Genomic DNA, 11,792 nt, shown 5'->3' with positions numbered 1-11,792 from the left:
CTTTTTAAATGAACAACAAGAACAATTATTTAGGCCCAATGCTGGTGATGGGATTGCTATTTTTCATGATGGGCTACATCACCTGGACAAATGGCCCTCTTATCCCTTATCTCAAAATTGTCTGTAACCTGGAAACCGACGTTCAGGCATTTCTGGTAACATCAGCATTTTATTTCTCTTACTTTTTTATGTCACTGCCATCTGCGGTTGTGCTGGAAAAACTTGGTTTCAAGAATGGAATCATTTTTAGTATGGTAGTTATTGCGCTAGGCTCTCTGCTGTTTATTCCTGCCGCTAATTCCAGAACTTACTGGATTTTCCTTACCGGCCTATTTATGCAGGGTTCAGGACTTGCATTGCTACAAACTGCCGTTAACCCTTACATCAGTATCCTGGGACCGATCGAAGCGGCAGCCAAAAGAATTAGTATTGTCGGTATTGCAAACAAGGCTGCCGGAATTCTTGCCCCTTTAATCGTAGGTGGAATTCTCTTGAAAGGTGCCGGGGATCTGGAAAAGAAATTGGTAACCATCACGGATGAAGGCGACAGACAAGTCATATTAGCCGAAATGGCTTCAAGAATCCAGACACCCTACATTGCGCTAGCAATCGTTCTGATTGTTGTTGCAGTCATAATTTTCTTTTCAAAACTTCCTGAAATACAGACAGAGTCTTCTATAACAGCAGAAAAAGATCAGAAAAAAAGTGTTTTTGCGTTTCCTAATTTGATGTTAGGCGTAGTTGCTATTATCTGTTATGTTGGTGCAGAAGTAATTGCTGGTGACGGAATCGGGCAGTACGGAAAAAATATCGGAATCAGTTTGGACGATGCAAAGCATTTTACTTCTTATACTATGGCGGCGATGCTTGTTGGTTATGTTGTAGGAATTATCGCTATTCCGCGATACATTAAACAAGAGCAAGCACTGAAATATTCAGCTTTGGTAGGTATAGTGTTCTGTCTTATTGCAATTTTTACCACAGGTTATACTTCAATCCTTTTTATTGCCTTGTTAGGACTTGCAAATGCATTAATGTGGCCGGCAATTTTCCCGATGGCTATTAATGGCCTTGGCACTTTTACGAAAGTTGGTTCGGCATTATTGATTATGGGAATCGGGCCGGGAGGTGGAGTGCTTCCCCTTTTATATGCAATGATTGGTGGCGAAGCCAATCCACAAAGAGGTTTCTGGGTAATTATCCTATGCTACGCTTATATTCTCTATTATGCCATGATTGGCCACAAAAAGAAAAGCTGGTAGTCCATGAGAATCTCAACGTCGGGCCGCATCTGTTTTTTCGGAGAACATCAGGATTATCTTGGGCTTCCGGTCATAGCTGCGGCCATTTCAAGGAGGATTAGTATCGATGGAGCTCACAGAAATGATGATCTGAATATCCTTAATCTTCCTGACCTGGACCAGAAAGTCTCGTTTTCTTTAAACGAGACCTTTCCCTATACCATTCAGAGGGATTATTTCAAAAGCACCATAAATGTTTTAAAAAGAAAAGGGCTGAGTTTTTCCAAAGGTTTCGATTGTGTCATTCAAGGAAATATTCCGATTAATTCGGGCACATCAAGTTCTTCGGCGCTGATTGTCTCCTGGGCACATTTTCTGGATAAGATGAGTGACAATCCTTTCCATTTTTCATTAAAAGAATTGGGGGAAATTGCCAACGCAGCAGAGGTTCTCGAATTTGGTGAGCCTGGCGGAATGATGGATCATTATTCAACAGCGATCGGAAACGTGATTTATCTAGAATCTCAGCCTCAGATTTATGTTGAAACATTAACGCCAAAATTAGGAACATTTGTCCTTGGAGACTCTCTGGAACCGAAAGACACTTTGGGAATATTGGCACGATGCCGTTATGGAATGGAAGATGTGATCAAAAAAGTCACACAATTTGATCCTTATTTTTCAATTTTTAAAACACAGCTGGCGCAGATCTCTGATTATAAAAAGGTGCTTTCCCAGGATGAGTTCAGCCTTTTACAAGCCAATGTTGAGGATCGTGATATCCTTATGACGGGAAAAAATCTTTTGTCTCAAAATGTTGACGAGGTAAATGCGGCCGAATTCGATAAAAATTTAGGGGAATTACTTTACAAACATTACAAAAACCTACGCGATCATAAGCGTACCTCTACACCGAAAATCGAACTTATGATGGATGCGGCGTTATCTGCCGGTGCACTGGGAGGGAAAATAAATGGTTCGGGCGGTGGTGGCTGTATGTTTGTCTACGCGCCGACAAAAGCAGAGGAAGTAGCGGAGGCTATTGAAAAAGCGGGAGGTAAGAGTTATATCATCAATATTGATTCCGGAAGTCGGGTCGAAGATTTATAATAAATTCTGAAAATTTTGAATAATAAGGTCGGCTTGGAAATTATTTTCCGGGCCGACTTTTTTATGAAGAATCTTTCTGATTTTGACTTAAATGCACGATTGTAATTCCATTTGTGTTTTAGATTTGTGTAATTTGTACCTTGATTTAGAGAAATCCTGAATCATCAAGATATGAGTGAAATTATTTTGGCATAATTGAAAATGCCTTAGCAAAACAACAAAATAAGATGTCCATCCTGACAGCGCCTGAAAATAAATTGAATATCTATTGCCCTTCTCTGACGGAATATAAACGCAGGGAAACAATTACCATTAAAATTGGCGACATCCCGATGGGTTCTGATTATCCGATCAGGATTCAGTCCATGACTACTGTGGACACGATGGATACACAGGGTTCGATTGATGAAGTAATTCGCATGGTCGATTCGGGTTGTGAGTATGTTCGTATCACTGCTCCTAGTGTTAAAGAAGCGCAGAATCTTGAAAATATCCGTAACGGGCTGCATAAAAAAGGAATCTTTGTTCCGCTGATTGCAGATATACATTTCACGCCAAATGCGGCAGAACTCGCCGCGCGAATTGTTGAAAAGGTTCGGATTAATCCTGGAAATTACGCCGATAGAAAACGTTTTGAGGTAATCGATTACACCGATGCCTCTTATGCCGCCGAGCTTGAACGCATCCGTGAAAAGTTTATTCCACTGATAAAAATCTGCAAGGAATATGGAACGGCCATGCGCATCGGCACAAACCACGGATCTTTATCAGACCGTATTTTGAGTCGTTATGGTGATACGCCGTTAGGAATGGTTGAATCTGCGCTTGAATTTTTACGGATCTGCGAGGAATTTAATTATTTTAATATTGCGCTTTCGATGAAATCCAGCAACACGCAAGTGATGGTGGAAGCTTATCGTTTGCTGGTTCAGCGACTGGATCAGGAAGGTTTGAAACCATATCCGTTACATCTGGGTGTGACCGAAGCAGGCGAAGCTGAGGATGGAAGGATAAAGTCCGCTGTCGGCATCGGAACACTTTTGGAGGATGGGCTTGGCGACACGGTTCGTGTTTCCTTGACAGAAGCGCCGGAAAAAGAAGCGCCCGTTGCAAGAGCATTGGTGGAACGCTACGAACACCGTGCTCCGCACGCTCCTATCAACCCTGTTGAAAACTGCCCGATTAATCCATTTCAGTATACAAGAAGAGAAACGCAGGAAGTTTATAATATCGGCGGACTAAATGTTCCCCGCGTCATTGCGGATTACTCTGATCTTTCGGTAGAACAACATGAAGATCTGAAAAGTATTGGCCACTTTTTCCTGCCCGTTCCTGATAAATGGGCGATGAATGATCAGGGTGCTGATTTTATTTATTCGGGACAAACGCCTATTCCATTTATGCTTCCGAATGGATTGAAAGAAATTATCGATTTTAAGCAATGGCTTGACCAGAATGATAAATTAAATAAATTCCCGGCGTTTACCGTTAAGGAATGGGAAAGCGGTGATCAGTCGGAGCGATCTTCACAATTGAATTTTATTAAAGGAACGATACATAATTTTACCGTTGAATTTCTTGAAAGACTTCGCTTTGCAAATAACATCGTTCTACTGATCCATTCTGAAAATCACCATGCAATGCCGGAAATGAGACGTTTCTTTTACCGGCTGGTTGAAATGAAGATAAAAACACCGGTGATTATTCAGCGTACTTATGAAACAGATCTTGGTGACAGCCTTACATTATATTCAGCAACAGATATAGGCGGATTACTGGTTGATGGTTTTGGCGACGGGACTCTACTTTCTCCTGATTTTCAATATCCGCTTTCGCATAAACAAAAACTTCAATCAGCGGCGGCCTACAACAGCATCACTTTTGGAATTTTGCAGGCGGCAAGGACTAGAATGTCAAAAACAGAATATATCTCATGTCCATCATGCGGCCGAACTTTGTTTGATCTTCAGGAAACTACTGCCATGATCCGGAAACATACAGAGCATTTAAAAGGGATCAAGATCGGTATCATGGGCTGCATCGTTAACGGGCCTGGTGAAATGGCTGATGCAGATTATGGTTATGTCGGGATGGGAAAAGATAAAATTGCTTTATACCGCGGTCAGGAAGTGATCAAGCGTTCAGTAACAGCAGCGAAAGCGGTTGAAGAATTAATAGAACTTATACGTGAAGACGGTCGATGGATTGAACCCGGCACGGACGAGACCTACAATCTTTCTTAATCGAATCTCATATTTAAAAATCATTGATATGAAAAAGTATTTTCAACTTGGAGATGTATTTCATTACTTCGTCCGGGTATTCAAGAAGCCAAACCCAAACGATCCTACATCATTCAATTTAAGGATGATGCACGGAATCAACCGGATTTCCATCATCATGTTCCTGTTTTGTTTAATTGTAATGATCGTACGCGCTTTTACAAGATGAACCTGGAAACCCTTCGTGATTTTTGTCTGGAACTCCCTGGCGTTACGGAAGAACTACCTTTCGGGCCGGATACGCTGGTGTTCAAGGTTATGGGGAAAGTATTCCTTTTAACACCCATTGACGGATCGAAAGCTCAGTTTAATGCCAAGTGTGATCCTGAAAAAGCGGAAGAATTAAGAGAGAAATTTCCCGATGTAGTTCCCGGATATCATATGAATAAAAAACACTGGAATACGGTTTACATCACGGGAAACATTCCGTCTGAACTCTTATTCAGCTGGGTTAAAGATTCTTACGAGCTGGTTGTCAATAGCTTACCGAAAAAGGACAAGAGTGCTTTGAAAGGATTATGAGTTATAAAAATAAAAGCGATCTCGTCGATCGCTTTTATTTTTATAACTCATGTACACTAAGCTACTTCGCAGCCTTCATCTCCTCGTCCAACTTTTTACTTAATGTTTCGCATACACCTTCAATGGCGTCTGCCATCACTTTATCGTTAGTAGCGGTAAGCAATGTATCTGCGATGCCGCTCATGATTTCAATATAAAAACGTTTCATTTCGAACACCTCCATATCCTTCGTCCAAAGGTCGATTTTAAGTGTACCTCTGTGGTAATGATCCCAAACCGCGATAGCAATGGCACGTGTGTCGTTAATTCCTTCGTTTGGATTGTCGGTAGCGTTCCAGTGAATTTTTTCAGGTATGTTTTGATTGTCGAGTTCTACGGTGAAATGTATCTCAGAATTTTTCATAAAAGGATTAATATTTTTCGCAAAAGTAAGACAAAGTAACAACTACTGACAATTTCAGGTTCGTTACTTTCCCGATTGACCGAAAACAGTTTTTAAAATACTGCTTACCCTGGCAACCGGATCCTTCCTGATTTTCTTTTCTTCCTGAGCAATCAATAGATACAGGCCATCAATTGTTTTCTGCGTTGCATAAGATTTGAGATCAGGATTTACCTTCTTGACCAACGGAATCGCATTGTAAGTTTTCACCATATCACCATAATACTGGGTCGCTTTGTTCAGACTCAGCGTACTGTCGACAACCGGAAAGAATGTATTATAAAGATCAGTATTAGTCGTTTTTTGCAGATACTTCGTTGCCGCGTCATCCTCACCTTTCAAAATACTGACAGCATCTGTAATTGTCATAGAAGTAATCGCTTTCACAAAAATCGGCTTTGACTTTTTAGCCGCGTCTTCTGCAGCCCGGTTCAAAGACAGCGTAAATTTATCGACCTCACTCCCTAACCCCAGCTTACGCAGTGTTTCAGCCACTTTTTGTGCCTCCGGCGGCACGACAATTTTGATCAGTTCATTCTTAAAAAAGCCGTCCGTTTTTGAAGCTTCCGCTGAGCCATTGCTTATTCCAACAGTTAATGCTTCTTTCAAACCTTTTACTATATCCCCCTCCGACAATGAAGTATTGCCTTCCGGTTTTTTAAATGAGTCCAGCACCTTTCCAAGATTGAACTGAGCCATTGAGGCACAGCTCGATGATACCACTAAAAAGATTATTAACGTTATTTTTTTATACATTACAGTTACTCTGTTTAATTCACACTATGTTTCAAACGTAATCAATAACGATTAATTTTACTTATTTTTGGAAAAATAAACGGTTCAATTCAACTTCAATCGCATTTATGAATCCCATTATCAGGGCCGAAATTATTACCATCGGTGATGAAATTCTTTTTGGACAAATCACAGATACAAATACGCAATGGATTGGCGCTGAACTTACTAACATCGGAATACGGCCTGTTCGTAAAACATCGGTTGGCGATCTTCAGGAAGATATCATATCTGCTTTGACGGAAGCAAGCCAAAGAGCGGACGTAATTATTGTAACCGGCGGTCTTGGACCAACAAAAGATGACATCACAAAACACACTTTTTGCAAATATTTTGGATCAGAATTAAAAATAAATGAAGACGCGCTTGCGTTGTTAACGGAGTTTTTTGCAAAAAGAGGCCGTGAAATGACTGAACTTAATATTCAGCAAGCGGCGCTTCCGACTAATTGTACTTACATACCAAATCTTTGGGGAACAGCGCCAGGAATGTGGTTTGAAAAAGATAACGTAATTTACGTTTCGCTTCCAGGTGTTCCGTATGAAATGAAAAGTCTGATGGAACACGCAATTCTGCCGAGACTGAAAGATCGTTTTTCCTTCAATATTATTCAGCACAAAATTATCAGGACGATCGGAATTGGGGAATCTTTTCTTGCCGAAACGATTGAACATTGGGAAAATGCCCTACCCGCTCATATTAAACTGGCTTACTTACCACATTTCGGACAAGTAAAATTGCGCCTGACTGCCACGGGAAATAATCAGGAAATACTGGATAGCGAATTGAAAACCCAGGTTGATTCTTTGCTTCCATTAATAGAAGATTTTGTGTTCGGTTATGATGCGGATGAACTTGAATCCGTTATCGGGCGGTTGCTAAAAGAGAGAAGTGCGACGATTGGTACGGCGGAAAGTTGCACAGGAGGTTTTGTTGCCAATCAGCTTACCAGTATTCCGGGATCTTCTCAATATTTTGAGGGATCCGTAGTTAGTTACAGCAATGCGGTCAAAATGAATGTCCTCGGTGTTTCAAGAGATACACTGGAAAACTTTGGCGCAGTTAGTGAGCAGACAGCCAGGGAAATGGCAGAAGGCGCACGTAAAGTGCTGAACACAACTTACGCTATATCCACAACCGGAATCGCAGGTCCTGATGGCGGCACGCCTGAAAAACCAGTCGGAACGGTTTGGATTGCATGCGCGACACCAACCGAAACCGTCACGCAGTTGTTGACATTGAGAAGTATCAGGAAAGTAAATATCGAGCTGACTTCTTCGTACGTTTTAAACCTTTTGAGAAAAACAATCTTAAAAACGGTAGCTGAAAAAATCTGATAATTTATTTTTATTTGTAGATATAGTATTCGTATCGAGGGGCCGGAAGTTTGGGATGAAATATAGAAAAATATGAAAATAGTTGAAATGTTAATGCCCCCGATGGGTGAGAGTATCATGGAATGTACCGTTCTGACGCGCCTGAAACAAGCTGGCGACGATATAACGGCTGACGATTCTGTCTTGGAAGTAGCCACTGATAAGGTAGATACCGAAGTTCCCTCCCCTTATTCCGGCGTGTTAACTGAATGGCTGGTCAAGGAAGGCGACGTTGTGGCAATCGGTAGTCCGGTCGCAAAATTTCAGGTTCAAGATGGGGTTGATCAGGAAAGCAGCGATTCTGAGCCGGTGCTGGATATTGAAGCTCCTGAGTTTGACGCTGTGGCTTTTCTTGAAAAAGATATACACAATGCGGTTCACAGAACACCTGAAGAAACTTCACTCGCCGATTTAAAAAGCGATGCTGATTCTAATACTTTTTACTCGCCATTGGTTTTAAGCATCGCACGTGAAGAAAATCTAAATGCCCAGGAACTCGCGAATATTCAAGGAACGGGTGCTGATAACCGCGTTACCAAAAACGACATCATTTCTTATCTAAGCACCAGAGGAACGAAAAAGGAAGCAATTCCTGCAAAGGCGCCTGCGGTCAAAGCAGCAACTGAAATAATTGAAATGGATCGCATGCGCAAGATGATTTCTTCACGCATGATCGAGTCGAAACGCATTTCCGCGCATGTCACGTCTTTTATCGAATCTGACATGACGACGATTGTTAAATGGCGCGAGGCAGTCAAAAATGATTTCAGGAAAAAATCCGGTGATAGTATCACTTTCACGCCTATCCTTATCGAAGCCGTTGTGAAGGCGATCAAGGATTTTCCTATGATCAACATTTCTGTTGAAGGCGACAATATTGTCAAGAAAAAAGATATTAACATTGGCATGGCCGTTGCTTTGCCAGATGGCAATTTGATTGTTCCAGTTATTCACCATGCAGATCAATATGATCTGGCTGGACTTGCTAAGAAAGTAAATGAGCTTGCGAAAAGGGCCCGTGAAAATAAATTAAAAGCGGACGATCTGGCCGGAGGGACCTACACGGTTTCGAATATTGGCGCTTTCGGAAATCTTATGGGGACACCAATCATCGTCCAGCCGCAGGTAGCAATTATGGCATTTGGTGCAATCAAGAAAAAACCGGCTGTTATCGAAACATCGCAAGGTGATCTGTTAGGAATCAGAAGCCTTATGTTCATTTCTCATTCCTATGACCACCGCGTGGTTGACGGCTCCCTGGGTGGAATGTTTTTGAAAAGAGTCTCGGATTATCTTGAAGGTTATGACGCTCATAGAACGTTACTATAATGCTGAGATTAACACTTGATATGGATGATGTGATGGCCGACACACACAAGAAATTGGTCAGCATTATCCTGAAAGATTTCAATACAACGTTATTTGAAAAAGATTTTGTTTCAACACCCATCAGGGAGCTGCTTCATCCCAAACAATTGACCCGGCTCAGGAAAATAATGAATGAGCCCGGTTTTTTTGCGGATATCGAGGTGAAGCAGGACGCCAGGGAAACTATATACAAACTATCACATTATTACGAAATTTACGTTGCCACAGCTGCAATGGAATTTCCCAACTCATTTAAGGATAAATTTGACTGGTTACAAAAACATTTTGATTTCATTCCCTGGTCCAATATTGTCTTTTGCGGCCATAAAAGCATAATTCATTCTGACTATCTAATCGATGACCAGGTCCGGAATCTTGATGCTTTTAAAGGGGAAGGGATTTTATTTTCGGCAACACATAACCTACACGATAAATCACATCGGAGAGTAGCGAACTGGAAAGAAGTTGCTGAATTATTTTTACCAAACAAATGAGATTATTACTGATAGAAGACGAACCGAAAACTGTTCAATCCCTGAAACAAGGGTTGGAAGAAAACGGTTATGAGGTGGATATTGCATACGATGGCCTGATTGGAAAACAATTGGCAAAAAAAGGCGGCTATCAGTTGATCATCAGTGACATCATCATTCCCGGTATAAACGGCATTGAACTGTGTCGCGAAATTCGTCACTGGGGCGATGAAACTCCAATATTGATGCTGACTGCCCTCGGTTCTACCGACGACAAAGTAACAGGTCTGGATGCTGGTGCCGATGATTATCTGGTTAAACCTTTTGAATTTAAGGAACTGCTGGCGCGTGTGAGAGCACTCACAAAACGCGGTTCAACGATTTCGCAAACAGCCCAGATACTAAGATTTGCAGATTTGGAGGTATCGATGGATGCAAAAACGGTTCATCGTTCTGATAACAAAATTAACCTGACAGCCAGAGAATTTAATCTGCTTGTTTACCTGATCCGGAATCAGGGACGCGTTATTTCAAAAGTGGAAATCGCAGAACAGGTTTGGGATATCGGTTTTGACACGGGAACAAATGTTATCGAAGTTTATGTAAATTATCTGCGTAAAAAAATCGATAAAGATTATCCTGTAAAACTTATTCATACGCAGTTTGGTATGGGTTACGTTCTTAAAATCGAGTAAATTATGCAGATCCGTACCCGTCTTACTATCCAATTCCTTCTACTGGTAAGCGGTATTTTGGCGGTTACATTTTTTGCAATCTACTTTTTTACTTACTACAACGTCACAGAAGATTTCTATGATCGGCTAAGGTCAAAAGCCAGGTCAACAACTGAGCTTCTGTCGACAGTCCCGCAAGTGAACCCGGAAGTCCTCAGAGCCTTTGAGGGCTCTAATCGGGATCTTATTTATAACGAGAACATTCTGATTTTTGACGAGCGCAACAGGCTTATCTACACGAACACTACTGCGCAGACCAAATCGATTCATGTGTCTAATTATTGGCTTGATGAAATCCGCAAGTCGGGTCAAATACGTTACACGGATGGGGATTATAAGGTAGTTGGACTTTATTATAAATATCCGTTTACACGCGCTGTGGTAATGTTAGGAGCCCAGGATCTATACGGCCAAGCGAATCTTTCCAATTTAAAAACATTGCTGACCGTAATATTTTTTATAGTTGTGATCATCGTTGGACTTGCCGGATGGGTGTTTGCCAAACGCGCGCTTCGCCCGATTTCCAAAGTAATGAATGCAGTGGAGGGAATTCTGCCACAACGGCTAGATATCCGTCTTGACATACCAAACCAAAAAGATGAAATTGGCCGCCTGTCAACGACGTTTAATAAACTTCTCGACCGAATTGAAACGGCTTTTCAAATGCAGAAGATCTTTGTGGCCAATGTTTCCCACGAACTTAAAAATCCGCTGACTAAAATCCGGTCGCAATTGGAAGTAAGTATGTTGAAAGAGCGGAGCCCGGAAGAATATAAAATTACGATAAAGTCAGTTTTGGAAGATATTCAGGAGCTGGCACAACTTTCCAATACATTGCTGGAACTGGCAAAGGTTAGTGAGGATCAGCGTGATCTTTTAACTGAAATTGTCCGTATTGATGATTTGCTCTGGGACTGCCGTCAGGGACTTAGTCAGGCTAATCCATCGTATAATATTCTGGTCGATCTGGAAGAATTACCCGAAGACGACGCCTGGCTCGAGATCGCGGGAAATTCGACTTTGCTAAAAACTGCTTTTTTAAATCTGATGGACAATGCCTGCAAATTCTCTGAGAATCAAACCGTAAGGATAACATTGCGTGCATCAGCAAAGAAGCTAATTCTTCAATTTTCTGATAGCGGCAAAGGAATTCCAGTTCAGGATCAAAGCCTTATTTTTCAGCCATTTTACAGGGGTGACAATACGGCAAATGTGAAAGGATATGGAATCGGACTGTCACTGGTTGAAAGAATTGTTAAACTGCACAACGGAAATGTATCCATTCAGACCAACCTGCCGAAGGGAACCACCTTCATCCTAAATTTCTCACGCCTCTAAGTAAATTCTAATTTTTTATTAAGCTCATCTTAAGCATTACGTCATTTATTTGTATTGTTCTTTTAAGCGTCAGACTAATAGATCGAACGCGTAAAATTAGATTTCATTTTT

At 41.4% G+C, this 11,792-nt stretch carries 12 protein-coding genes; 10 read left to right on the top strand and 2 right to left on the bottom strand.

Going from position 1 to position 11,792, the window contains the following annotated elements:
* The first annotated feature begins 8 nt into the window (after nt 1-8).
* The 5 genes from L0657_RS07930 to L0657_RS07910 all read left to right on the top strand — a co-directional run bounded on the left by L0657_RS07930 (nt 9) and on the right by L0657_RS07910 (nt 5,155).
* Complete coding sequence (locus tag L0657_RS07930) at nt 9-1,262, top strand: sugar MFS transporter (RefSeq protein ID WP_235150047.1); 1,254 nt, start codon at nt 9-11, stop codon at nt 1,260-1,262.
* A gap of 3 nt (nt 1,263-1,265) precedes the next feature.
* Nucleotides 1,266-2,351 carry a galactokinase family protein gene (locus L0657_RS07925; RefSeq protein WP_235150046.1) on the top strand — a complete coding sequence of 362 codons (1,086 nt, stop codon included), beginning with the start codon at nt 1,266-1,268 and terminating at the stop codon, nt 2,349-2,351.
* 227 nt (nt 2,352-2,578) lie between these two features.
* Nucleotides 2,579-4,594 carry a (E)-4-hydroxy-3-methylbut-2-enyl-diphosphate synthase gene (gene ispG, locus L0657_RS07920; RefSeq protein WP_235150042.1) on the top strand — a complete coding sequence of 672 codons (2,016 nt, stop codon included), beginning with the start codon at nt 2,579-2,581 and terminating at the stop codon, nt 4,592-4,594.
* A gap of 28 nt (nt 4,595-4,622) precedes the next feature.
* On the top strand, nt 4,623-4,802 hold the full coding sequence (locus tag L0657_RS07915) for a DUF6728 family protein (RefSeq protein WP_235150040.1): 180 nt from the start codon (nt 4,623-4,625) through the stop codon (nt 4,800-4,802).
* A complete protein-coding gene (locus tag L0657_RS07910) occupies nt 4,799-5,155 on the top strand; it encodes an MmcQ/YjbR family DNA-binding protein (protein WP_235150039.1) in 357 nt (118 codons plus the stop codon). The genes L0657_RS07915 and L0657_RS07910 overlap by 4 nt, the downstream gene beginning before the upstream one ends.
* Before the next feature lie 61 nt (nt 5,156-5,216).
* Here L0657_RS07910 and gldC read toward each other — a convergent pair whose 3' ends face one another.
* On the bottom strand, nt 5,217-5,558 hold the full coding sequence (gene gldC / locus L0657_RS07905; RefSeq protein WP_090338242.1) for a gliding motility protein GldC: 342 nt from the start codon (nt 5,556-5,558) through the stop codon (nt 5,217-5,219).
* A 63-nt stretch (nt 5,559-5,621) separates the two neighbouring features.
* Complete coding sequence (locus L0657_RS07900) at nt 5,622-6,296, bottom strand: DUF4197 domain-containing protein (RefSeq protein ID WP_235150038.1); 675 nt, start codon at nt 6,294-6,296, stop codon at nt 5,622-5,624.
* A 164-nt stretch (nt 6,297-6,460) separates the two neighbouring features.
* Between L0657_RS07900 and L0657_RS07895 the strand changes: the two genes are divergently transcribed.
* The 5 genes from L0657_RS07895 to L0657_RS07875 all read left to right on the top strand — a co-directional run bounded on the left by L0657_RS07895 (nt 6,461) and on the right by L0657_RS07875 (nt 11,681).
* Nucleotides 6,461-7,729: a competence/damage-inducible protein A gene (locus L0657_RS07895; RefSeq protein WP_235150037.1), complete on the top strand. Its 1,269-nt coding sequence runs from the start codon at nt 6,461-6,463 to the stop codon at nt 7,727-7,729.
* A 72-nt stretch (nt 7,730-7,801) separates the two neighbouring features.
* Nucleotides 7,802-9,097, top strand: a complete 1,296-nt coding sequence (locus L0657_RS07890; RefSeq protein ID WP_235150036.1) for a dihydrolipoamide acetyltransferase family protein — start codon at nt 7,802-7,804, stop codon at nt 9,095-9,097.
* Nucleotides 9,097-9,630 carry a 5' nucleotidase, NT5C type gene (locus L0657_RS07885; RefSeq protein ID WP_235150035.1) on the top strand — a complete coding sequence of 178 codons (534 nt, stop codon included), beginning with the start codon at nt 9,097-9,099 and terminating at the stop codon, nt 9,628-9,630. The genes L0657_RS07890 and L0657_RS07885 overlap by 1 nt, the downstream gene beginning before the upstream one ends.
* Nucleotides 9,627-10,304, top strand: a complete 678-nt coding sequence (locus tag L0657_RS07880; RefSeq protein ID WP_235150034.1) for a response regulator — start codon at nt 9,627-9,629, stop codon at nt 10,302-10,304. The genes L0657_RS07885 and L0657_RS07880 overlap by 4 nt, the downstream gene beginning before the upstream one ends.
* 3 nt (nt 10,305-10,307) lie before the next feature.
* A complete protein-coding gene (locus tag L0657_RS07875; RefSeq protein ID WP_235150028.1) occupies nt 10,308-11,681 on the top strand; it encodes a HAMP domain-containing sensor histidine kinase in 1,374 nt (457 codons plus the stop codon).
* Nucleotides 11,682-11,792: the final 111 nt, after the last annotated feature.

It is taken from the genome of Dyadobacter sp. CY345, assembly GCF_021502725.1.
In the GTDB taxonomy this organism is placed as follows: domain Bacteria; phylum Bacteroidota; class Bacteroidia; order Cytophagales; family Spirosomataceae; genus Dyadobacter.
The sequence above is the reverse complement of the archived record's forward strand: the minus strand, read 5'-3'. Positions and strand labels throughout refer to the sequence as shown.